Genomic DNA, 25,268 nt, shown 5'->3' with positions numbered 1-25,268 from the left:
CTCCTATTTGTTATTACGATAAATTAATGTTTGTTGTGCTAATTGGAATAGATTTGAAACTACCCAGTAAATTACCAATCCACTAGCAAAGTTTAAACTGATATAGCCAATGAATAGTGGCATAAAGATGTTCATAATCTTTGCTTGTTGATTATTACCACTAGCAGATGTTTGTTTACTCATAATATACGTAGACAACGCAGACAATACTGGTAATACATAGATTGGATCTGGATCACTCAAATTTGGTAACCATAAGAATTGCGCATATTGAGGATCATATGGATATCCTTGCAATGCATAGAAAATAGCAATCAAGAATGGCATTTGTACAAGAAGTGGTAAACAACCAGCTAATGGATTGATGCCTAATTCTTTATACATTTTCATAATTTCTTGCTGTGCTTTTTGTGGATTGTCCTTATATTTGTCTTGAATGGCTTTCATTTTAGGTTGTAAATCAGCCATGCCTTTCATAGACTGCACTTGTTTTTGTGTCAACGGTGCTAATATAAGTTTAATAATAATGGTAAGCAAAATAATCGCGATACCATAGCTTGGGAAGCCCATCGATTTTGTGGCCAAAAACGAATATTCCACAAGACTTCTCATAAAATCTACTAAATATTGAAAGATTTCCATGCCTACTCCTTTTCTTGTTCTTTGTAGTATAACCTTTGTGTACCCATATACGTTATGGTATGGTCTATATTTCATCCATACAGGTACTCAGGTATTTCCAAAACTGTGCTATGGCAAAGGATCATATCCACCCTTGTGAAAGGGATGGCATTTTAAAATCCGTTTAATGCCTAAATAGCTACCTTTTAAAGGTCCATATCGTCGCAATGCTTGCAACATATACATCGAACAGGTGGGATAAAAACGACAAGTACTTGGCTTTAAAGGAGATAGAGCATATCGATAGAACTGAACTAATCCAATTAACAAGTAATTTACAAGTTTACTAATACCCATTAGTTTCTATCCTTTAATAATTTACATTTTTTGAATAGACGCATCATTTCACGTTCTGCCTGTTCGTAGGTAGCATTGGCTAAATAACCTCGACCGACTACTACGATATGATGACCTTCACGCAATTCATGTTGATGCAAACGATACACTTCTTTCATCAAACGTCGTGCTCTGTTGCGCTGTACTGCGCCACCTACTTTTTTACCCGTGACGAAACCAATTTTACTTTTTTGCTTTGCCACTGGCATATGATAGACCACACAAAGACGTCCCACTTCATAGCGACCGTGCTTATACACTAATTGATATTCATTGTTTTTCCGAATTCTTCTATCTTTTGTTAAACTATTCATAGTTATCCTTTAATACCGTACATACAGAAAAACTTGGCTCTGCGGCCAAGTTCTCTTGCTGTATATTTGATTATGCAGATAAGCGTTTTCTGCCTTTAGCGCGTCGACGTTTTAATACTAGACGGCCACCGATGGTTTTCATACGTTCACGGAAACCATGAGTACGTTTTCTCCAAAGTGTATTTGGTTGGTAAGTACGTTTCATTACAACAACACCTCCTCATGATAGGTTTATTTTTTCGTATACCATAACATAGTAATTATATGTATAAACCCTAATTCTGTCAATATAAACCTTGTTTTTAATAGTATATATATAAACGATTTGTAATATTGTCATAGTAAAGCAAAAAAGTTTTTGGTATAATAAACCTATACACCAACAAAGGGTTATAAACAAGTTTTCCACATTTTTTACATCTTATCCACTGACTTATTCACAATATTGTGGATAGAAACAATTCTACCTATTATCTTGTTTATGAACTCTTTTTCTTTGTCTAATTTTTAGTTATCCACATTTATCATGATGTGGACAAATAATTTTTATACACATACAGGAAGGTTTATTATGAGTGACTTAGATCTCTACTCCCTATGGGACCAAGTGATGCAAAAAACAAAAACAAAAATGCCCCAGCAAATGTGGGACTCCTTGGTCGTAAATTCCTTGATGCCCTATTCTATGACATCTACCATCCTAACCTTATTCGTTATGGATCCTAGCAAATTAAAATACATTCAAACCCCATTGGTCCATAACCAAATTGTAGAGGCAGCAAAAAGTTTACTTCCTACCTTACAAACTATTGACTATCTAACGGATACTGCTACATCAGATGCATCTTCATTAGAAACAATACACACATCTCCTTCGGATATTCCTCCTATGCCGCCTATCGATATGCCTTCTATTGAAGATACAACGATGGAAAGTTCTCCATCTCCTATCATCCCTCCCCCTTGGAATACAGAAGAGTATGACGAAGTATTACCAGAAGGTGTGAGTCGTCCTAGCTATGATTCTCCTGTCATCATTCAAAGAAATACTTCTCCTTCACAAGGTATCCAAAAACCAGTGCCTGCTGATTTATTTGCAACTAAAACAACTACTTCCACACCATTACCAACAGCACCATCTGTGCAACGGGATATGAATAGCTCTTCAAAATCACATCTAAATCGTGCTTTTACTTTTGATAATTACATCGAATCTAATTCTAACCGCGTTGCTTTCAGTGCTGCAAAAGCAGTAGCAGAAAACCCAGGATTTCGTTACAATCCACTGTATATTCACGGTCAATCTGGTCTTGGTAAAACTCATTTAATGCATGCCATCGGCAATGAAATTTTAGCCAATAATCCAGCTGCTAAAATTATGTCCATTACCAGTGAAGATTTTATGAATAGTTTTATTGAATCTTTGCGAACAAAAACACCGGATCAGTTCCGCCGTAACTTCCGAGACATCGACGTACTCATCATTGACGATGTACAATTCTTAGAAGAAAAAAATAAGAAAACTACACAGGAAGAATTTTTCAATACTTTCAACCACTTATTGAGCCACAATAAAGCAGTGATTTTATCCAGTGATAAGCCGCCAAAAGATTACAAGGAAATGGAAGAACGCTTAATTACACGATTCAATAGTGGCCTTACTGTAGAAATTGAAGCACCAAATCCAGAAATGATTGAAGCCATCATCCATGAGGAAATCTATCATCGCCGCAGTGAATACCCAACTTTAAATGTTCCAAAAGAGGTAATACACTTATTTGCACAATACTTTAATAAAAGAAATATTCGTGAACTAAAAGGCGCCTTTGAAACATTGATTACACAAGCGGCTATCACAAACCGATTAGAAACGATTGATGTAGAATTTACTAATATAGCAATCAAAGACTTTATCATTCATACAGAAAAAATCGTATTATCCATTAAATACATCCAAGAATTTGTAGCAGATTATTTCAAAATTAAACTAGAACATTTAATTAGCCAAAAACGGAATAAGCAATATGCCCATCCACGCCAAATTGCTATGTATTTAGCTCGTGAATTAATCAATGAAAGTTACCCACAAATTTCCTTTGCTTTTGGTAAAAAAGACCATACAACGGCATTGCATGCGTATGAAAAAATTTCTAGAGAAATAGAAAAGGATCAAGATTTAAGATATACCATTGAACGTATTCGTGAAGAATTAGAAGCAGCTAAGTAATCTCCAAATTGTGGATAAGTATGTGCGTAACCTGTGTACACTTTGTGCCTAGGCTGTTAACAAAAATCGACTTACACACAAGGTAATTTCAAACCTGTTACTATGTGGATAGATGCAATTTTCTATTCCCAATGTTGTAAACATGTGTAAAACATTGATATACAAGGACTTTATACACCTATCCACTTGTGCACGCGCCCTACTACTACAGCTACTACTTTAAACAAAAACACTCTAACATAGTTATATTAGTCACAAGGAGTTAATGATGAAACTTCAATTTAACAAAACTGAATTAGTGAAAGCTATGTCACTATTCCAACGTGTAGCAAGCAATAAAACAAGTTCTAATTTACCAGGATCTATCTACATTTCTACAAAAGATAATTACGTAGAATTACAAGCTAATGACTTTGAAATTGGAATGAGATCCCAAGTAGATGCTACCATCCTTGAACCAGGTACGATTGTAGTAGGTTCTAAATACTTTCAAGAAATTCTAAAAAAATTACCTGGTGAACAAGTAGAATTATATAAACCAGACAATTCCAATCAATTACAAATTAAATCAGATCATTCTGAGTTTAAATTAGTCACTATGCAAGTAGAAGATTTTTCTTTAGTAGAACAAATCCAAGATGATAATAGTATTATGATTGACGGAGAACAGTTAAAACAATTAATCGATTTAACTGTATATGCTACTTCTACAGATACAGATCGTCCTATTTTCTGTGGTACCTTAGTAGAAATTGAAGGTAATGAACTTACTATGGTCGGTACTGATACACATCGTATGGCTGTTAAAAAAGTTACCTTAGATACAGCTCTTGAAAATTCAATGCGTATTGTCATTCCAAAACGTACTGTAGAAGAAGTTTCCAGAGTATTACCATCAGATCAACCTGTTATGGTTAAATTAATTTGGAATAGAAATCAAGTAGCTATTGTATTTGATACTGTATATATTATTTCAAGATTAATTGAAGGTACATATCCTGATTATAAACGTGTTATTCCTGCTAAATTCGATGCTAGTGCTATTTTAAATCGTCGTGAATTTGCTAGTTCTTTAGATCGTGTATATTTTATGGCGAAAGATATGAGTTATTCTGCCATTCGTTATGATTGGGAAGAAAATCAAGTTACATTAAGTTCTCAAAGTGCTGATATTGGTATGGTAAAAGATATTGTTCTATGTACCTTTGAAGGCAATCCTTTCACTATTAATTTTAATGGTAAATATATAGATGAATTATTGAAACATAGCACAGGTGAAAGAATCCATATGTATTTACAAGAACAAGGGGCTATGGTGATTCGTCAAGATAATAATGACCATTACACCTATGTGGTAACACCAGTTCATACACATAATTAAGAGAAAAGAGGAAATTATGAATCAAGAAACTGTATCCATTCATACAGAGTATATTCAATTAGACCAACTGTTGAAATATGCTAATGTCTTAGCTACAGGTGGTCAAGTTAAAGTATTATTAGAAGAAAAACAAATCACCTTAAATGGCGTATTAGTTACAGAAAAACGTAAAAAAATCTATCCTAATGATGTGGTAACTATTGCTAATGAAGTAACAATCACTGTGGTGAAGGAGGATTAATTGTGTATGTGACTGAATTGGAACTTATACATGTTCGCAATCATCGTCATAGAACTATTACTTTCACACCAGAAATCATTGTCATCCATGGTCCCAATGGAAAAGGGAAAACAAATATCTTAGAATCTGCTTATATTGCCACGATGGGACATAGTCATCGTACATCGGATATGAAAGATGTTATTTCTTGGAACGAAGATGAGGCTAGTATTATCGTTCATTTTATGAAAGCTGATACGCCTCATACGTTGCAGATTAAATGGGGGCGTCAAGGAAAAAAAGTTATTCGTTTGCATGATAATCCTCTATCACAAAAAGAATTAGTAGGCACTTTGAATACAGTTATTTTTTCTCCAGAAGATTTAGATTTAATCAAAGGAACGCCTTCCTTACGTCGTCGTTTTTTGAATATGGAAATTAGTCAGACTAGTCCTCAATATTATCATCAACTTATGATGTATCAACGGGCTGTACAACAGAGAAATCGGATACTCAAAGAATATAGTCATACCAGTAAGGTACCAGTGCAAGATTGGGATGAACAAATTGCTACTTTAGGGTCTCAAATTATTCAAAAGCGATTGGAAAGTTTAAAAAAATTAAACCAATTAATGGATTTAATGAATCGGAAACTCACTAATGGCAAAGAAGATTTACGATTGCAATATAGCCAGCCTTATAGTGAGAAACAATTGTTGGTGACTAAGGATGATTTATTACAAGCCTTGCAAGAACAGTTACCAGAGGATCGGCGACGGTTACAAACATCAGTGGGACCCCATCGTGATGATATTATCTTTTACTCGGGCCCTATGGATTTAAAACGATTTGGCTCACAAGGGCAACAACGGACAGCTATATTGTCAGTTAAGTTAAGTGAATTAGAATATATTAAATCGGAAGTAGGAGAATACCCTATTTTACTATTAGACGATGTACTCAGTGAGTTGGATCAGGAACGTCGATCTAATTTAATCAAATTCATTCATAAACGTGTACAGACAATCATTACTACTACGGATACAACAGATACTATGGACTTAGATAAGGTGCAGTATATAGACTTGACGGAGGAAATACCACATGGAGAGTAAGTTAGAATCCCTTACAGGAGTGACAAATCTTCGTGATGCTATGTTAAAAGAATTAGGCATTTATGAAATGTATCGACTCATGAAACTCTATCATGACTGGGAATCTGTCGTAGGACCTATGGTGAGTGGACAAGCAAAATTAGTGCAGATTAAGCCACCAGTTATCGTAGTGGAAATTGGTCATACCGTATGGATGCAAGAGATGACTATGCGCAAACCACAAGTATTGGAAGCATTGCGTGAGTATTATGGAGAATCCATTATTACAGATATCAAAGTGCAACTGCCACGACGTGCTTTACAAGAACAACTTGTATCAGGGGATGCCTTAGATATGACGCCTATCTATGAGGAAAGTATAGATTTTCATCAAATTGTGTTGCCTCCTGAGATTGTGGAAAGTATAGAAGAGTCTGTTCGTGTGATCCGTCATGAGGAACTTCGACAAAAAGTATTGCAAACACGTATAGAACAAGCGAAAAAAGAATTTGTATTGCAAAAAGAGCACTTTCATCAATGTCCTACCTGTGGTCGTTGGCAATCGGAAGGATCTGCAAAGGTATGTCCTCAGTGTGAATATAAAAAGTATCGACATATCATTCGTACGGTGAAAGGTTTATTGAAGGATTATCCTCATTATAAATATGACCAAATGAAAGCAATTGCTCCTTGGTGTACTTATGAATGGTATGAAGTGGCGAAAGAAGAAAGTATTTATTATTACTTAACTCGTTTGTTCCAAGGTTCTACGGATGCGAACGATATGTATTGGGCGACGATGTTAATTACATCAAAACCGCAAGATGAATTGTCTTATGAACAAGTTGTGAATATTACTAATAAGTATCGTTGGAACGAAGCAGACAAAATGCAAGTGAAATAAAGGCTGAGACTTTCACAGAGATAGTAAAGTATTGTATAATAGAATGTATTATATAGAATATGGTGACCAGTATGGGATGTCATTATATAAATAGTAGGAGGATGTCAGATGGCAGAACAAACGAATTATGATGCCGGTAATATACAGGTCCTCGAAGGCTTAGAAGCCGTTCGTATGCGACCTGGTATGTATATTGGTAGCACATCTGCCCGTGGATTACATCACTTGGTGTATGAAGTTGTAGATAATAGTGTGGATGAGGCCTTAGCTGGGTATGCCACGCATATTGAAGTGACCATTTGTGAAGATAATAGTATTGAAGTTATCGATGATGGTCGTGGAATTCCGACAGGAATGCATGAAACAGGTATGCCTGCGGTAGAGCTTGTATTATCTAAACTTCACGCAGGTGGTAAATTTGGCGGTGGTGGATACAAAGTGTCTGGTGGTCTTCATGGGGTAGGTATTTCCGTAGTGAATGCCTTAAGTGAATGGACTATCGTTGATGTATACCAACATGGAAAAATTCAAGAAATTTCTTTTGAACGTGGTAATAAAACATCTGATTTGAAAGAAATCGGTACGACGGATCGTACAGGTACTACCGTACGATTCAAACCAGATGCACAAATTTTTGAAACTACCATTTTCGAGTTTGATGTATTAAAAACTCGTTTACAAGAATTAGCGTTCTTGAATAAAGGATTGCGTATTACCTTGTCGGACAAACGTGGGGAAGGTCGTAGTGAAAGTTTCCACTACGAAGGTGGCTTAGTACAATTCATTGAGTATTTAAATGAAGCGAAGGAAGCCATCACACCGAGCGTTATCTCTATTGATAATACCCGTGATGATGTAGTGGTCGATGTGGCGTTACAATATAACGATAGTTATAGCGAAACGATTTTATCTTTCGTTAACAACATCAACACCATCGATGGTGGTACGCACCTCAGTGGTTTCCGTACTGCTTTAACACGGACCTTGAACGACTATGGTCGCAAGGCTGGCATTTTAAAAGAAAATGAAAGCAACTTGACTGGGGAAGACGTGCGTGAAGGCTTGACAGCTGTGGTGAGCGTAAAAGTATTGGAACCACAATTTGAAGGTCAAACAAAAGGTAAATTAGGTAACAGCGAAGTCAAAGGGATTACAGATACTATCGTGTCTGATGGATTGCGTGTATTCTTAGAAGAACATCCAGCAGAAGCGAAGAAAATCATCGAAAAAGCAACCAATGCGAGTCGTGCTCGTGAAGCAGCCCGTAAAGCTCGTGAATTGACACGCCGTAAAAATGCCTTAGAAGTGAGCTCCTTACCTGGTAAATTGGCAGATTGTTCTGAAAAAGATACAACTATGACAGAAATTTACCTTGTCGAAGGTGATTCTGCGGGTGGTACCGCAAAACAAGGCCGTGATCGCCGTTATCAAGCGATTTTGCCATTGCGCGGTAAAATTCTAAATGTAGAAAAAGCTCGTCTTGATAAAATCTTAGCCAATGCAGAAATTCGTTCTATGATTACTGCTTTTGGTACAGGTATCGGACAAGACTTTGATATTACGAAGAGCCGTTATAACAAAATCATCATCATGACCGATGCGGACGTGGACGGCGCACATATTCGTACTTTATTATTGACATTCTTCTATCGCTATATGCGACCATTAATTGAAGAAGGTCATGTATTCATTGCACAACCACCGTTGTACCAAATTAAAAAAGGTCAAAAACAATGGTATGCCTACAGTGATCAAGAACTTTCAGATAGATTGGACGAAATTGGACGTGAAAATATTACCATCCAACGTTACAAAGGTCTTGGTGAAATGAATGCAGAACAATTATGGGATACAACGATGAACCCTGAACATCGGACAATCCTACAAGTCAGCATGGAAGACAGTATTGCAGCAGATAAGATATTTAGTGTTTTGATGGGGGATAAGGTAGAACCTCGTCGAAAGTTTATCGAAGATAATGCTGAATATGTACGAAATCTTGACTTATAAGGAGAAGTCCCATGGAAAATAATAAATTAAAAAGAAGTTTAAAATCCCGTCATATGAATATGATTGCATTGGGCGGTGCCATCGGTACAGGTTTATTCGTAGCTGGTGGTGAAGTAGTGAGTACAGCAGGTCCTGGTGGTGCTTTAATTGCCTATAGTTTCATCGGTATCATGGTATATTTCTTGATGACTAGTTTAGGGGAAATGACCACCTATCTACCGGTGTCTGGTTCCTTTGGTACTCATGCCTCTCGGTATGTAGATAAAGCCTTAGGCTTTGCCTTGGGTTGGAACTTTTGGTTCAACTGGGCCATTACATTAGCGGCGGAGCTCGTAGCGAGTGCGTTTATTATGAAATACTGGTTCCCTGATGTGCCAGCTATCATTTGGTCTGCCTTGTTCTTGCTGATTCTATTTGTATTGAACTATTTTTCAGCTCGTTCTTTTGGTGAAAGTGAATATATATTCTCTAGCATTAAGGTCATCACTGTTATCGTATTTTTACTATTAGGTACATTATTGATCTTAGGTGTAGGAACTCCATCTCCAGGATTCCATAACTGGACCTTAGGTGAGGCACCATTTGTAGGGGGAATCTCCTCTATCTTGGCCATCTTTATGATTGCTGGTTTCTCTTTCCAAGGGGTAGAATTAATCGGTACTGCTGCTGGTGAGTCCGAAGATCCAGAGAAAAATATTCCAAAAGCCATCAACTCTATTTTCTGGCGTATTTTACTGTTCTATATTGGTTCGTTCATTGTTATTGGTTTCTTAATTCCTTATAATGATCCAAACTTATTGAACAGTTCTGTAGAAAATGTGTCCATTAGTCCATTTACATTGGTATTTGATCGGTTTGGATTTGATTGGGCGGCTCATTTCATCAACGCTATCCTATTGATTGCTGTTTTGTCAGCTGGTAACTCTGGTTTATTCTCCTCCACACGTATGCTGTATGCATTGTCTAAATCTGGAGATGCACCAAAACTATTTAGTTCTATTAATCAACGTGGTGTGCCAATTCCAGCATTGTTGGCAACAGCAGCTTTTGGTTTATTTGCTTTCTTAACATCCTTAATTGGTGAAGGACAAGCTTATACTTGGTTGATCAACATCAGCGGTATGAGTGGATTCATCACATGGGTAGGTATTGCGATTGCACATTATCGTTTCCGTCGTGCTTATGTGGCACAAGGTCATGATGTATCCAAATTGCCTTACAAAGCATCTTGGTTCCCATTTGGTCCATTGTTTGCTTTGGCATTATGCTTGATCATCATTGCTGGTCAAAACTATACAGCCTTCATGGGTGAAAGTATTGATTGGTACGGAGTGTCCGTTGCCTATATTGGACTTCCAGTATTCTTCGCTGTGTACTTATGGTATAAAGCAAAATATAAAACAAAAGTAGTTCCTCTAAAAGAAGTCGATTTATCTCGCGATTTTGAGGACTAATAGAAACAGCCTATGGGAAGTTGTCCCGTAGGCTGTTTTGTTCTTGCTAAGTAAATTTATAAGTAAGATAGGATACTATAGGAAATAGGTTATAAGATAATTTTTTGTTGACCTCTTATATATTTTATGAATATATGAGTATTCTAGAATTTGATAATATGATAGTATAGTAAAAGTGACAATTAAGAGTCTAGTGACATATGGTGAGAGAAAGGAGAATATACATGGAAACAAAAAAAACAACAAATAAAATATGGTCTGCCTTTCGATATGGTTTTCTTAAAACAACTCCCATCTTATTTGGCTTTTTATTTTTAGGACTATCCTATGGTATCTATATGTACTCTATGGGATTTTCCTGGGGATATACATTGGCATTGAGTGCTCTCATTTATGCAGGGTCTATGGAATTTGTAACAGTAGCTATGTTGTTATCTCCTTTCGATCCAGTGAGTGCTTTCTTGATTACACTCATGGTCAATGGGCGTCATTTATTTTATGGAATTTCTATGTTAACTATATATAGACATATGGGATGGTTAACACCGTATCTCATATTTGGAATGACGGATGAAAGTTTTTCCATCAATTATACATCACAAATTCCTACTGAAATTTCCAAGAAATGGTGTTATTTTTTTGTGACCCTATTGAATCAGATCTATTGGGTGGTAGGATCTGTGGTAGGTAATCTATTTGCATCGGTACTTTCTTTTGATGGAAAAGGTTTGGAATTTGTACTCACCGCACTCTTTATTGTGTTGGCTATAGAACAATATAAAATTCAACGGAATTTGATTAGTTCTAGTATAGGATTAGTGATTCCTGGAATTGCCTTGTGGATATTTGGTAGTGAACACTTTATGATTCCCGCTATGATTGGTATCGTGGTGATATTAAGTCTATTACGTAATACAATGGAGGGGCAATAATGACTTTCACAGAACAGATGATAACCATTGCCATTGTTGTGCTAGGTACGATGGCAACACGATTTTTACCATTTGTCATATTTAACTCAAAAACAAAAACACCTGCTTATGTGCAGTATTTAGGGAAAGTATTGCCGTCGGCGACGATGAGTTTGCTGGTGGTATTTTCCTTGCGACATGTGGACCTATCCGGTGTGTATCATGGAATGCCGGACATGATCGCCGTAGCTGTGACGGTATTACTTCATTTGTGGAAAGGCAATATGTTTCTATCCATTGGGGGCGGAACAATTTTGTATATGGTGCTGGTGCAACAAGTGTTTATTTAATATTACTTATGTGTTATCAGAGATACTATTAGTTGGAATTATTCTAATATTTAGGCAGTATTGCTATATGAGTATGGTATCATCAATATAGTGTGCAAATGGAATTTATAAAAATAGCTTAAATTGGAGGGACTTTAATAAAATAGCTCCAAATAAAATAGAGTAAAGTTGATCAAAAACATCAACTTTACTCTATTTTTATATGTTAATAAGTAAACGAGTATATAGGCTATTTTTGTTATAATTATTGTATGGTATAACGCTCGCATAGAAGGAACTATTCTAAATATGATATAATACGAATCATAAGGTTCGTAACATATCAATATGAGAATAAAGGAGATACTATGATTATTACAACAACCATGCAAATTGAAGGTCAACCAATTAAAGAATATAAAGGAATTGTGTTTGGGGAAGTTGTGGAAGGTCGTAACTTTGTAAAAGATTTTTTCTCATCCATTCGAGATGTTGTAGGTGGTCGTAGTAATAGTTATGAATCATCTTTAGCTAGTGCTCGTGAAGCGTCTTTACAAGAAATGGAAAAACGTGCAAAAGCCATGGGAGCCAATGCTATTGTAGGGGTGTCTGTAAGTTATGAAACATTGGGTGAAACCAATGGTATGCTAATGGTAACCTGCACAGGAACAGCTGTTGTGATTTAAAATATATTTGGGTTATTTTTATATAGCAAACGATTATTATATAAGAATGCAGAAGTATTCCAATATATTTAGTAAAAATGCACGGTAAGTATTGTGTTAGTATATAATATAAAACTATTCAAAATTAATAGATGATTTGATATATATAGTGTAGTTTTATAGATAGGAATCGATAAGGAGAGATAGAATCAGTGGGAAGTGACATAGGTATAGAAATTTTAATTGTAGTCATACTCATCATTTTAAATGGTCTATTTTCCATGACGGAATTGGCCATTATCAATGCTCGTAAAGGGTTATTAGAAGAAAAGGCGGAAGCAGGTAATCGAGGAGCCCGTATAGCCATCAAGCTAGCGGAAGATCCAAATGAAATGTTTTCTACCATACAAATTGGTATTACTTTAATTAGTATTGTCACTGGTTTGTACTCAGGTGCTACTTTTTCTGATCCTATGGCGACATATATTAAAGAACATATACTGTGGCTAGCTGATTATGCGGACACGATCAGCCCTATTTTTATCGTATCTTTAACAACCTATTTATCCTTAGTCATAGGGGAATTAGTACCGAAACGGTTGGCATACAATTCTCCAGAATCCATTGCCATCATGATGGCAATTCCTATGAAATACTTTGCCACGATTACAAAACCATTTGTGGCACTTCTCAGTATGTCTACAACAGTGCTACTGAAAGTATTAGGCGTTAAACACAAGGAAGAAGCACCGGTAACGGAATCGGAAATTAATAAAATGCTTGTACAAGGTGTGGAACTAGGTGCTTATGAAGAGGAAGAGCCAGTGTTAGTAGAAAATATTTTCCGCTTAGCTGACCTCGATGCCAGCGATATTATGACACCTCGCACGCAGTTGACGTGGATTGACATCAATGCTAGTGATGAAGAAATCTTAGAAACCATTATGGAATGTAACGAACATCGCATTCCAGTAGGCGACGATTCTTTGGATGACTTGAAAGGTTTAGTCTCTTCTGTAGATGTGTTGGCACAACAAATGAAAGAAAGCCATCGCCCTATGAAAGATATTCTGGCCTATTGTATGCGTAAACCAGTGCTTGTACCAGAATCTTTATCCTTGATGAAAGTATTATCTACTTTCAGAGAAGAAGGTACTCACGAAGCTATTGTACTAGATGAATATGGCGGTATGAGCGGGATGATTACGTTCCACGATATTATGGAAGAAATCGTGGGTTTGATGCCATCTGGAGAAGAGGAAAAGAAAGAAGAAGAAAATCGTATCGTTCAACGAGAAGATGGAACGTATCTTGTGGATGGTCTCATCAGTATTGAAGAGCTGAAAGAATACTTCGAAGTGGACGAACTATTACCAGGCGAAGAAGATGATCTGTACAAAACATTAGGGGGATTCGTGACATACTTAATTGGTCGTATTCCAAAAGAAGCCAATCGCTGTCACTACGGACCATTGCAATTTGAAGTGATGGATATGGATAACACACGAGTGGATAAAGTAATGGTGACACGGAAAGTAATAATGGAAAATAATAATGAATAAAAAATAGAGGAAAGATGATACTTTTTATCAACTTTCCTCTATTTTTTATATATTCTATTCATTACCAAATAACCTCTTCCTCTAGAATACATTCGGATAGTGGAGTATTTTTTCCTTCTAGTAAGAGTTCTTTATATTTGATGATTTGTGTTAAAAAATTAAAAATATTTTCTCTAGAATTTGTAATATCAATAATTTCCATGTGTATCACCTCTTTACGCACATTATAGTGTACGTAATTATAAAAAGCAATGGTATATATATTGCCACCGTTTGGAAAGATACGATATAATAGGAACAGAATACATCAAAGTATGAGTATAGTATACATCGTAACTTATGTTAGTCATGAAAGAGGGTACACCATGGAATGGGTATATTTAGCAATTCATTATGGAGATAATGAACGCGGTCATATTGCGTATAACAAAGAAACAAAAGAATGCCAAGTGGTATTAGACGATGCAGCTTGGAAAGAAAAAGTAGAATCCTATTTGCAAGCAGAACAAACAGTGATGCATGCTACGGGATTGAATACATATGATGAATTAATAGTACAACCATTGGATTCCTACGACAATTTAAAATTAGCATTAACTCGCATGTGGAACAAAAATGGCGTGCAAGTTGACTGGGGCATTCCAGTAGAAGTAGACGGTCAATTATATTTTGCTGAATAAGCAAGATCATATGGTGGATATTCATCACTTGTAAGGCACGATGCGGTGCATAGTACCGATGAAAGTGTGATTGTACGAGAATATCTAATACAGAAGATATACGAAAGCCTATAGAACAGTTGAAAGTTGTTCTATAGGCTTATTGTATTTATGATGAAGGTATAGGAACTGCATCGTTAGTAAAGTATCTAGAACATCTAGTAGATCTATTAAATCTATTAATTGTGTGTATGTATCGAACACTTAGAAAGAAAATTAAACACTTTTATCGTACATATGGAACAGTTATCCACCTAATTGTGGATAACTTAGTGTATAACTATGGGTATAGGTTGTGAGTAGCTTGTTAATACCTTGTGTATTTACTGTTAATAACTATATAGTTATCCACATTTTATACACAAAAAGTGAATAACCCTTGTATTATAAGGCTTTATTGAATCGTATTTGGTAAGAAAGAATGTTCTGTATTGTGGATATGCACATATGATACAGATTAAATCTTATTTTAGATTTCATATTGCTAGGTAGAGTACAGTTAGACTATAATAGATGTATACTTGCGTTCATAGCTCAGTAGGATAGAGCGACAGTTTCCTAAACTGCAGGTCGGGGGTTCAATTCCCTCTGGGCGCACCATAGATAAAAACCGATGTCATAGAAAGATATATCTGTGACATCGTTTTTTTTATGGGTTTATAAGAAAGACTACCATGAATATGTTATAGAGTTTCTCGTATTCGAGTATAGTGTTGATATAAAGAGTATATAAATAGTATTAAAGGAATCAATAAGCAGATAGCACCAATTGTTTCTGTCATAGAATTAGGCCACATTGGAATGATTAAACCACAAGCGATGAATGCACTAGATATGGTAGGAATTCTCCATATATGAGTAGGGGATAAAATAGGTTTGATAGATGTAGTTTTTATAGGGATATGATATCGTTTCATAATCGTTAAGATGATTCCTAATACCATACCAATGATGATAACAATATCCCAAATAGCCCATAATATTTTTAATGCCATGGAATTATGATTATGAATATGTAAGTTTATCATGGTTTTCATTCCGGTAAAGTACCAAGGAATTTCTTTCGTTGCATATTGATCGAGAGTTGAATCAGTATATAAATTGGCATATACAGGCTGACCTAAAAACATGGCAGGATCGTCATCATTTTGGCTACCTAAATAAAAGGCATAGTGATAATTATTAAATCTTGAAGGATAATCCATAGAAATAAGTTGACGATTAGGATAGGTTGATAGAATTCGCTGAATCGCTTTAGAAGGAGATAAGATTTCGGATGTATGATTAGCTAATTCTTGCTTTGCCATAGAGGCTACACTTGTTGTGTAATAATCATTAGCAATAAAAAAACCACCAATCCATACACCAGTTAGAGATAATACAATTCCCCAAACAGAAGCAATCATAGAAAATTCACGATGCAGAGCGCTGATTTGTAATCGATTTGATGTTTGTGTACTTCGTTTATAGGCGGAACTGAAAGGGCCGTATAAAAAGATACCACTAAGGATGGATATGAAGCATATCATAGATAGAATAGTTACAAGATAAATACCAAATTTTCCTAAGGCCAATCGAGTATGTAATTCATGAATTGTGTGTAGTGCACTTCGTACCCATGGATGCGCAGGGGTGACACGATGAGATTCAACAAGTGTATTAGAATTTGGGTTATATAAGGTATAGTCTCCTCCCATACCCATTCGTGCAGGTGGGGCAGATGTGGCTGATGAATCAATAATTCTATAGCGTAATAGATTAGATCTATTCATGGTTGGAGAAATATTCAAAATATCTTTGGATGGGTATTGTTGTTTTACCAATGCAGCACCCGCATCTGCTGCATCAAATATAGAGGATGAGGATGGACTCATTGTCATAGTAGATGTACCATGAGAGGGTTGTCCTAAAGACCAAGCATTTAATTCATTTCTAAATAATAATAATAAACCGGTAATGCAAAACATAAGAAAAAATATAATAGAAAAGATAGATATTCTCTTATGCCATTTGTAAAAAGTTGACATATAGTTACTCCTTTCATATAAAAACATAGTTATAATAGCTTAAATAGGCTAGAAGTTCAATCATCTATGACTATGAAAAAAAGTTTTAATGTATATAAATTATAGTTTTTACCTATTAATAGTGTAATAAAATTTATATTGGGCAAGAGAAGATTCTTATGATATTCTGTATACTCAGAATTGAAATATAATTTTTATTAGTAGTATTTGTAGTTATGAAAGGATTCGGTTATGAAATTAAAATCATTATTTATACCCCTATTAGTGGGTATATTGGCGTTAGGCATTGCGGGCTGTGGCACATCGACAACCATCCAGGACACGCCGAAGGAAATTAAAATCGGTGCCACTGCAGGTCCTCATGCACAAGTGGCTGAGGCGGTAGCGAAGGAAGCACAAAAACAAGGTATCCAGTTGAAAGTAGTGGAATTTTCCGACTATATCACACCAGATAAAGCTTTGGCAGATGGAGATATCCAATTAAATGCGTACCAACATGTGCCGTTCTTAGAGAACTTTAACAAGCAAAATAATTCTAAATTAGTGCCGATTGGTAAAACGATTTTAATGCCAATGGGTATCTACAGTAATTCTGTGAAATCTCCTATCGATGTGAAAGACGGCGACACCGTAGCGATTCCAAATGATCCAACCAATGGTGGACGTGCCTTAGCCTTGTTACAACGAGCAGGTCTTATCAAATTAAAAGAGGGAGTTGGTTTCAAAGCAACAGTGGCAGACATTGTGGAAAATCCTAAGAATCTAAAAATCCAAGAATTAGAGGCAGCACAATTACCTCGTAGCTTAGACGATGTAACATTGGCAACGATTCCGATGAACTACGTGCAAAGTGCAGGCATCAACGTAGGTGAAAAAGGATTGTACTTAGAACCAAAAGATGAGCCATTGGCAGTGATGATCTTGGCGACTCGTGAACAAGATAAAGACAATGAAACTTACAAAAAAATTGCAGAGATTTATCAGTCCGAAGCCATCAAACAATTCATTGCAGAAACCTTCAAAGGAACCATTACATCTGCAAACTAATCATGACTTATACAGAGGTCTACCCATGTGGTGGACCTCTTTTTTTGTATCGTTGCAACAGTACTGAAACGATAGAGGTATCGTTTCATATACTTATAGATGTGATATTATAGCGGTTTATTGGAAATTATAGCATATGTAAATAGCCTATCGTTGCAATGTGTGTGAAACGATATGTGTATCGTTGCAAATAAATGAATAAATGTATTTATTTTTCATAATAAAATAAAGAAAATAAAAAGAATTAAAACGATATAATGGTATTTTAATATTCATTAAATAGGAATATTAGGGCATTTGTAATGTGTTAAAAAATAATTATATAGTCTATTGTTTAATAGTTATGCAACGATATGTCTATCGTTGCATAGGTTAGGGAAACATGATATAGTTAGGTTGAGGTGATTAGAATGAAAGAACATAGAGAATTAGAATTTAAAGAATCTATTACGAATACATTCTTAAAAACAGTATCAGCCTTTGCTAATTATGGAAACGGAAAAATTATATTTGGTATTTCTGATGATGGAAGATATGTGGGAATAGAGAATACTAAGCAAGCTTGTTTAGATATTGAAAATAAAATTAATGATGCCATAAAACCATTACCCAAATATACTATTGATATAGATAATAATACTAAACTAATTACATTAACTGTAGAAAAAGGCAAGGATATGCCTTATTTGTATAAAGGAAAAGCCTATATTAGAAATGATAGTTCTACAATTGAGGTAGGTCAAATTGAATTAAAGCGATTGACTATGCAAGGAATGAATACAACATTTGATCGGATTCCCTCCCATGAACAAGAGTTAAGCTTTCACTTATTAGAAAAAGAATGTCAAAAAAAATTAGGTATAGAACAGTTGACGCGTGATAATCTAATTACATTGGGATTGTTAGATAAAAATATAGGGTATACAAACGCAGGTGCATTGTTAGCTGATACAAATGAATTTTATGGTATAGATATGGCTCGGTTCGGCGCTACTATAGATATTATTTTGAATCGGTACACTTTTGAAAGACAATCGATTTTAAAAACTTATCAAGAGGCAGTGCGTGTGTACCGTGAAAATTACCAATATGATGAGATTCAAGGTATAGAACGAGTTGTAGTGGAAACCATACCGGAGAAAGCATTTCGTGAAGCCATAGCCAATGCTTTAATCCATAGAACATGGGATGTATCTGCGCATATTCGAGTAGCGATGTATGATGATCGTATTGAAATTACATCACCTGGTGGACTGTTAGACCAACTTTCAAAAGAAGATTATTTATATAAAGAAGTATCGATGTTGCGCAACCCTGTGATAGGAAATGTATTTTTTAGATTGCATTTAATAGAACAGTTTGGAACAGGGGTACAACGTATCATTGCATCCTATGCACACTGTAAACGACAACCTGTATTTGATATATCTGAAAACTTTATAAAAATAACATTGCCAGTGGTTATACAAGATACAATGAGTATGAGTCAACCAGCTCGACGTATCTATGAAGCATTACAAGATGGAGAATTATCATCTAGGGAATTAGCCAAACTAACAGGGTATGGAAAGCGCAATATACTAGAGTCTGTGAAAGAATTAATCGAAGGCGGTTATGTTATCAAAACTGGATCAGGTCCAAAAACAAAATATGCAGTAACATATACGATATAATTTGATGAGTAATAGGGAAATTGCTAAATTAAAAATACATAGTTACACACTGTGCGTACATATGGTATACTATAGGATATATCTTTTAGTACTTTCACTAAGAAAAGGGATGGTTAATTCTATGGATACAGCAAGGGTGTAGCCATTGTTACAGTGAAGAGGACTAGTCTATGATATACTATATGTATTATATCGAAATAAGTAAGAACCTATAAATAGAGTATGTAAAGGGAAAAGTGTGTCACCAGAGTGGTGCAAGGAGGTCTTTATGGAGCTGCGACAAGAGATAGAATTTGATAAAGATTATACGATGGAAGAAGCATTTATTGAGGCGAAGCGTTGTTTGAATTGTGCGAAACCATTGTGCCGTACAGGTTGTCCTATTGAAAATGAAATTCCTCGTTTTATTCAAGCTATTGCGCATGGTAATTTTGGATTAGCTAACGATATTATTGCTGAGCGTAGCAGCTTACCAGCTGTGTGTGGTCGAGTGTGTGCTCGTGAAAAACAATGTGAAGGGGCATGTATTTTAAATCGTGCGAATAAACCTATCAATATCGGTAAATTAGAACGCTTTGCAGCTGATTTTGAAAGCGATAATAATCTTCGTAAAGTGAAACCAAATCGTAAAGACCAAGGTAAAATTGCTATTATCGGATCTGGTCCTGCTGGATTAACTGTAGCTGGTGATATGGCAAAATTAGGCTATGATGTCACTGTGTTTGAACGCCAAGATGAACCGGGTGGTATTCTGTTATTTGGGATTCCAGAGTTCCGGTTGGGAAAACGAATTGTGCGCCGTGAAGTAAAACGATTACAAACATTAGGTGTTACTTTTGAATGCAATGTCACAATCGGTCCAGATCGTAACTTAGATGCTCTTTTTGAAGAAGGTTTCGATGCCATCTTTATTGCTACAGGAACTCATGTACCAGCGGAAATTTCTTTGCCTGGCGATGACAAAGCCGGTATGTTACAAGCGATGGCATTATTAACATCGGTACAATTAGTACAAAATGGTAGAGCCGAAGAAGAATTGATCCCTGTATATAAAGGCGATAAAGTTGTCATCATCGGTGCTGGTAATGTGGCGATGGATGCGGCTCGTACTTGTGTTCGTCTTGGTGCTGAAAGTGTCACTGTGACGTACCGCCGCGGAGAAGAACAAATGCCAGCTAACCCAACCGAGTTTGAAGAAGCGAAAGAAGAAGGTATTCGTTTTGAATTCTTGGCTGCTCCAAAAGAAGTAACTGGTTCAGATATCGTGGAAGGTTTGACATTGACACGACAAGAATTACAAGAGGATGGATCTGTGAAAAGCACTGGCGAAGACTTTACCTTACCAGCAGATAAAATCATTGTGGCCATCGGTCATAAACCGAATGCTCGTCTAGTAGGTCCTGGTAATGGCATCGAAGTGAACGAAGCTGGCTATGTGGTAACAAGAGATATGCCATATGGTATGACAAGCCGTCAAGGTGTATTCGCAGGTGGTGATGTAGTGCATAAACCAGCTACCGTAGTATTGGCAATGCGAGAAGCTAAAAAAGTAGTAGAAGGCATCGTAAACTATTGTGAGGCAAAACGCTTCTTAGGGGAGTAAGATTTAAATTTTTTGGCAACTATGATATAATATGAAAAAGCGAAAAAAGTGTGAAAACAGTTAACATTAGGTTCACAAAAAACACCCAGGTGGTCAGACCTGGGTGTTTCTTATATACTAGAAAATATATTAAGAAAGTGATATAATTGGGGTGGAAAAAAGTTGATGATTTCCATTTACAAGCAAAAGAAACCCCACGGTCTGCCAACCGTGGGGTTTTTATTTTTTAATGACTATGATATAATAAAGGCAAGCGAAAAAAGTGTGAAAATAATTAGCATTAGGTTCACAAAAAAAACACCCAGGTGGTCTGACCTGGGTGTTTTTATTTGTCTATATAGCTGACAAGGCTAGGCTAGTTACTTCTTAAATACTCGATCTAGCCATTTACAAATGTAATAAGCGAGGACATTTGCCATAATCGAGATAAAAAGTGTAATAATTAGGGATAGCATTAGGTTCACCCCCTTTCTGTTACCAGTCTAGGGGAAGTAACACTTATAGTATAACAGATTGTGGAAAATAAGACAGATATATCTTGTAAAAAATAAGGGAATACCCTTGCACACAGTGGACAAAGGTGTTACAATAGTAGACAGTTATTAAATTTTTAAAGTATTACACTTATAGTTAAGATTCGTACGCATATCGTACAGAAAGGAGATTATCATGGCATTGTTAGCAATTCTCGTGCTCGTCCTGTTCTTAGTCGTGAACGTCATTAGAACTAACAATTCCATAGAGGTCGCCTTTTCTTCGGTAGAGCTACCATCTTAGGTTTCTTTGTATACAGCATAAGGAATCTAAGTTGTTGTAGTCTATTTGATTAACGTGCATACATATATACTAAAAGGCGATTCCAGAGGGGTCGCCCTTTTTTATGGCTAAAAACTATACCAAAATATTAGATACGGATTTGGAATCTATTAGATAGATACAAAATTATAGAAGTATCAAATAGAAATCACATACTAGTATTTCAGTGTATGGATATAGTACTTAGACAGCAATATGTAACTATAACAAGTGTTATAACCAGTATAGTATCAAGAGTAGAAAGGATCATCATATGGTACGCAGTGATAGAGTAGCAAAAGGGGCTACACGAGCTCCTCATCGTTCATTATTAAAAGCTTTAGGATTTATCAATGAGGAAATTGGAAAACCAATCATCGGGATTGCCAATTCTTTCAATGAAATCATTCCCGGTCATGTGCATTTGAAAAATTTAGTACAGTCTGTGAAAGATGGTATCCGTGAAGCTGGCGGTATTCCTATGGAGTTTAATACTATCGGTATTTGTGACGGATTGGCAATGAACCATATCGGTATGAAATATTCCTTGGTCACACGCAATATCATTGCTGATTCCATCGAGGCATCTGCTATGGCCACACCATTCGATGCGATGGTGTTCATTCCTAACTGCGATAAAGTAGTACCAGGCATGTTGATTGCTGCTGCTCGTTTAAACTTACCATCTGTGTTTGTTTCTGGTGGCGCTATGCTAGCAGGCGTGCACAATGGTAAAAAAATCGGTTTATCCGACGTGTTTGAAGCGGTAGGTAAATTTGAAGCAGGCCTCATTTCCGAAGAAGAATTAGAACATATTGAAAACGTAGCTTGTCCTACCTGTGGATCTTGCTCCGGTATGTATACAGCGAACACCATGAACTGCTTAACAGAAGCATTGGGTATGGCATTACCAGGTAATGGTACCATCCCTGCTGTTTACTCCGAGCGTTTGCGTCTAGCAAAACGTGCGGGTATGCAAGTGATGGAAGTGTTACAAGAAGGCTTACGTCCAAAAGATGTATTGACGAAAGAAGCCTTTGAAAATGCAGTAGCCGTGGACATGGCATTGGGCGGTTCTTCCAACACAGCGCTACATTTACCAGCTATCGCTCATGAAGCAGGCGTGTCCTTAACATTGGACGACTTCAACCGCATTGCAGGAGATACACCACAATTGGCGAAATTGTCTCCATCTGGTAAATATTTCATCGAAGACTTACATGCTGCAGGCGGTGTGTATGCGGTAATGCATCGTTTACAAGAACAAGGTCACTTGCATGAAGGTGCGAAATCTGTGAGCTTGGTGGACCAAGGTACGATTGCTAAAACTGTGAAAGTCCTAGACGAAGATGTGATCCATCCTTGGAGTGATCCAGTATATACCACAGGTGGTATCGCAGTATTGAAAGGTAACTTGGCTCCGGACGGTTCCGTTGTGAAAGAAGGTGCCGTAGATCCAGAAATGCTAGTGCACTCTGGTCCAGCAAAAGTATTCAATAGTGAAGAAGAAGCAGTAGAAGCGATTATGGGTCATAAAATTGTGAAAGGCGATGTAGTTATCATCCGCTACGAAGGTCCAAAAGGTGGTCCAGGTATGCGCGAAATGTTGACACCAACTGCGACAATTACAGGCATGGGTCTTGGTAAAGACGTAGCCTTGATTACAGACGGTCGTTTCTCTGGTGCTACCCGTGGCGCATCCATTGGTCACGTATCTCCAGAAGCAGCCTCTGGCGGCACTATCGCTATCGTAGAAGATGGAGATATTATCGAAATCGACATTCCAAATCGTTCCTTGAATGTGAAACTTTCAGAGGAAGAAATTGCACGAAGAAAAGCAAACTTAGCACCGCATAAATCAGATGTGACAGGATACTTGAAAAAATATGCTATGCATGTATCCTCTGCTGCACAAGGTGCTATCGAAATCCTAGATGAAGCATAAGAGGGAATGTAGTCAGGATATAGAATGATCTATGTGAGAACGCAGTCGGGATAGATATATCTATGAGGGAAGTCAAGTTCTATACATAGAATAGATACTTAGGAAAGGACGTTTATATGCATAAATTATACGATTTCATGGAGGCTAGAGAGCGACTCGCTACGATTGCGGTGAAAACTAAATTAATTCATAGCTCCGTGTACTCCCAAGAAACAGGCAATGATGTATATATCAAACCGGAAAATTTACAACGTACAGGGTCTTTCAAATTGCGGGGCGCTTACAATAAAATTTCCAAATTAACAGAAGAAGAAAAAGCCTGTGGCGTTATTGCGGCGTCCGCCGGTAACCATGCACAGGGGGTGGCGCTGGCAGCCCAACGTTTAGGCATTAAAGCGGTCATCGTCATGCCACGCCACACACCGCTTATCAAAGTAGAGGCGACACGCCAATACGGAGCAGAAGTGGTGCTAGCTGGCGAAGTCTATGACGAAGCCTATGAAAAAGCTTGCGAACTACAACAAAAACATGGTTATGTATTTGTCCATCCTTTCGATGATGAAGATGTCATCGAAGGGCAAGGGACGATTGCCTTAGAGATTTTAGAAGAATTGCCAAATGCAGATATCATCTTAGTACCAATTGGTGGTGGTGGATTGATCTCCGGTGTGGCAGCAGCAGCAAAGCTAAAAAATCCACAAGTGAAGATCATCGGTGTAGAACCAGAAGGCGCAGCCAGTGCGAAAGCGGCCGTAGCAGAAGGAAAACCAGTGAATTTACCATCCGTGAGCACCATTGCCGATGGGGCAGCTGTCAAATTAATTGGTACAAGAGACTTAGAATACATTCAAACCTATGTAGATGAAATCCTTACCGTATCCGACTATGAATTGATGGAAGCCTTCCTATTATTGGCGGAAAAACATAAAATTATCGGTGAAAATGCGGGCTTACTTTCAGTGGCAGGGTTGAAAAAATTGCGAGTACGAGGCAAAACGGTGGTCAGCATCTTGAGCGGTGGTAACATCGACGTATTGACCATTGCTTCTATGATTACCAAAGGCTTAGTCGTACGGGGCCGTATTTTCACATTTGCTGTGAATTTATCCGATAAACCAGGCCAATTAGTGGCAGTATCTGAAATCTTGGCAGAACAAAATGCGAATGTCATCAAACTGGAACATAATCAGTTTAAAAACTTAGACCGATTCCATGAAGTGGAATTGGTGGTGACCGTAGAAACGAACGGAGAAGAACATATTAAGAAAATCACTGCGGCTATGGCGGACCGTGGATATACGATTCACCGTATCAGTTCTAACGAATTTAATGAACATGACTAATGAATACGATAGATATAGAAAGGGATAC

The 25,268-nt window shown here is 36.8% G+C and carries 23 protein-coding genes and 1 tRNA gene; 18 read left to right on the top strand and 6 right to left on the bottom strand.

All coding sequences use genetic code 11. The features are described 5' to 3' along the window. Positions 1-3: 3 nt before the first annotated feature. The 4 genes from EO127_RS07005 to rpmH form a co-directional block, all read right to left on the bottom strand. Complete coding sequence (locus EO127_RS07005) at positions 4-642, bottom strand: YidC/Oxa1 family membrane protein insertase (RefSeq protein ID WP_127448722.1); 639 nt, start codon at positions 640-642, stop codon at positions 4-6. A gap of 108 nt (positions 643-750) precedes the next feature. Then, positions 751-978, bottom strand: coding sequence for a membrane protein insertion efficiency factor YidD (gene yidD / locus EO127_RS07000; protein WP_009353977.1), 228 nt, complete (start codon positions 976-978; stop codon positions 751-753). Then, positions 978-1,331: a ribonuclease P protein component gene (gene rnpA / locus EO127_RS06995; protein ID WP_009353996.1), complete on the bottom strand. Its 354-nt coding sequence runs from the start codon at positions 1,329-1,331 to the stop codon at positions 978-980. Before rnpA ends, yidD begins: the two co-directional genes overlap by 1 nt. A gap of 70 nt (positions 1,332-1,401) precedes the next feature. After that, a complete protein-coding gene (gene rpmH, locus EO127_RS06990) occupies positions 1,402-1,536 on the bottom strand; it encodes a 50S ribosomal protein L34 (protein WP_004692946.1) in 135 nt (44 codons plus the stop codon). Positions 1,537-1,902: 366 nt separating this feature from the next. On the opposite strand from rpmH, the gene dnaA reads away from it, so the two are divergent. From dnaA to EO127_RS06935, 11 genes are all read left to right on the top strand, one after another. Beyond that, on the top strand, positions 1,903-3,558 hold the full coding sequence (gene dnaA / locus EO127_RS06985; protein WP_164742314.1) for a chromosomal replication initiator protein DnaA: 1,656 nt from the start codon (positions 1,903-1,905) through the stop codon (positions 3,556-3,558). A 268-nt stretch (positions 3,559-3,826) separates the two neighbouring features. Continuing rightward, a complete protein-coding gene (gene dnaN, locus EO127_RS06980; RefSeq protein ID WP_127448720.1) occupies positions 3,827-4,939 on the top strand; it encodes a DNA polymerase III subunit beta in 1,113 nt (370 codons plus the stop codon). Between the two features lie 16 nt (positions 4,940-4,955). Continuing rightward, a complete protein-coding gene (locus tag EO127_RS06975) occupies positions 4,956-5,180 on the top strand; it encodes an RNA-binding S4 domain-containing protein (protein ID WP_127448719.1) in 225 nt (74 codons plus the stop codon). A 2-nt stretch (positions 5,181-5,182) separates the two neighbouring features. After that, entirely contained in the window at positions 5,183-6,274 is a 1,092-nt protein-coding gene (gene recF, locus EO127_RS06970) for a DNA replication/repair protein RecF (protein ID WP_127448718.1), read from the top strand. Further along, a complete protein-coding gene (locus EO127_RS06965) occupies positions 6,264-7,157 on the top strand; it encodes a DUF721 domain-containing protein (RefSeq protein WP_127448717.1) in 894 nt (297 codons plus the stop codon). The genes recF and EO127_RS06965 overlap by 11 nt, the downstream gene beginning before the upstream one ends. Before the next feature lie 108 nt (positions 7,158-7,265). Further along, positions 7,266-9,167, top strand: a complete 1,902-nt coding sequence (gene gyrB, locus EO127_RS06960; protein ID WP_127069374.1) for a DNA topoisomerase (ATP-hydrolyzing) subunit B — start codon at positions 7,266-7,268, stop codon at positions 9,165-9,167. Between the two features lie 11 nt (positions 9,168-9,178). Continuing rightward, on the top strand, positions 9,179-10,621 hold the full coding sequence (locus EO127_RS06955) for an amino acid permease (protein WP_127448716.1): 1,443 nt from the start codon (positions 9,179-9,181) through the stop codon (positions 10,619-10,621). 224 nt (positions 10,622-10,845) lie between these two features. Further along, positions 10,846-11,553 carry an AzlC family ABC transporter permease gene (locus EO127_RS06950; RefSeq protein WP_127448715.1) on the top strand — a complete coding sequence of 236 codons (708 nt, stop codon included), beginning with the start codon at positions 10,846-10,848 and terminating at the stop codon, positions 11,551-11,553. Beyond that, the gene (locus EO127_RS06945; protein WP_127448714.1) at positions 11,553-11,882 is read left to right on the top strand and encodes a branched-chain amino acid transporter permease; all 330 of its coding nucleotides are present in this window, start codon (positions 11,553-11,555) and stop codon (positions 11,880-11,882) included. The genes EO127_RS06950 and EO127_RS06945 overlap by 1 nt, the downstream gene beginning before the upstream one ends. Positions 11,883-12,229: 347 nt before the next feature. Then, the gene (locus EO127_RS06940) at positions 12,230-12,547 is read left to right on the top strand and encodes a YbjQ family protein (RefSeq protein ID WP_127448713.1); all 318 of its coding nucleotides are present in this window, start codon (positions 12,230-12,232) and stop codon (positions 12,545-12,547) included. A gap of 191 nt (positions 12,548-12,738) precedes the next feature. After that, positions 12,739-14,088: a hemolysin family protein gene (locus tag EO127_RS06935; RefSeq protein ID WP_127448712.1), complete on the top strand. Its 1,350-nt coding sequence runs from the start codon at positions 12,739-12,741 to the stop codon at positions 14,086-14,088. 61 nt (positions 14,089-14,149) lie between these two features. On the opposite strand, the gene EO127_RS08750 is transcribed toward EO127_RS06935, so the two are convergent. Then, the gene (locus EO127_RS08750; RefSeq protein WP_164742313.1) at positions 14,150-14,290 is read right to left on the bottom strand and encodes a hypothetical protein; all 141 of its coding nucleotides are present in this window, start codon (positions 14,288-14,290) and stop codon (positions 14,150-14,152) included. Between the two features lie 163 nt (positions 14,291-14,453). Here EO127_RS08750 and EO127_RS06930 point away from each other — a divergent pair, with 163 nt between their 5' ends. Then, entirely contained in the window at positions 14,454-14,768 is a 315-nt protein-coding gene (locus EO127_RS06930) for a hypothetical protein (RefSeq protein WP_127448711.1), read from the top strand. A 562-nt stretch (positions 14,769-15,330) separates the two neighbouring features. Further along, positions 15,331-15,407: transfer RNA gene (locus tag EO127_RS06925), tRNA-Arg, on the top strand. Positions 15,408-15,490: 83 nt separating this feature from the next. Here the strand turns inward: EO127_RS06925 and EO127_RS06920 are convergent. Further along, the gene (locus tag EO127_RS06920) at positions 15,491-16,834 is read right to left on the bottom strand and encodes a PepSY domain-containing protein (protein ID WP_127448710.1); all 1,344 of its coding nucleotides are present in this window, start codon (positions 16,832-16,834) and stop codon (positions 15,491-15,493) included. Between the two features lie 231 nt (positions 16,835-17,065). Between EO127_RS06920 and EO127_RS06915 the strand changes: the two genes are divergently transcribed. The 5 genes from EO127_RS06915 (at position 17,066) to ilvA (ending at position 25,240) form a co-directional block, all read left to right on the top strand. Further along, entirely contained in the window at positions 17,066-17,881 is an 816-nt protein-coding gene (locus EO127_RS06915; RefSeq protein WP_127448709.1) for a MetQ/NlpA family ABC transporter substrate-binding protein, read from the top strand. A gap of 410 nt (positions 17,882-18,291) precedes the next feature. Further along, a complete protein-coding gene (locus tag EO127_RS06910; RefSeq protein WP_127448708.1) occupies positions 18,292-19,554 on the top strand; it encodes an ATP-binding protein in 1,263 nt (420 codons plus the stop codon). 268 nt (positions 19,555-19,822) lie between these two features. Further along, positions 19,823-21,157, top strand: a complete 1,335-nt coding sequence (locus tag EO127_RS06905) for an NAD(P)-dependent oxidoreductase (RefSeq protein ID WP_127069366.1) — start codon at positions 19,823-19,825, stop codon at positions 21,155-21,157. A gap of 1,069 nt (positions 21,158-22,226) precedes the next feature. After that, on the top strand, positions 22,227-23,897 hold the full coding sequence (gene ilvD, locus EO127_RS06900; RefSeq protein ID WP_127448707.1) for a dihydroxy-acid dehydratase: 1,671 nt from the start codon (positions 22,227-22,229) through the stop codon (positions 23,895-23,897). 116 nt (positions 23,898-24,013) lie between these two features. Continuing rightward, positions 24,014-25,240 (top strand): threonine ammonia-lyase, encoded by a 1,227-nt coding sequence (gene ilvA / locus EO127_RS06895; RefSeq protein ID WP_127448706.1) that lies wholly within the window; start codon positions 24,014-24,016, stop codon positions 25,238-25,240. Positions 25,241-25,268 lie beyond the last annotated feature (28 nt).

Origin of the sequence: Veillonella sp. 3310, from assembly GCF_003999875.1 — a bacterium.
GTDB lineage: Bacteria > Bacillota > Negativicutes > Veillonellales > Veillonellaceae > F0422.
The sequence above is the reverse complement of the archived record's forward strand: the minus strand, read 5'-3'. Positions and strand labels throughout refer to the sequence as shown.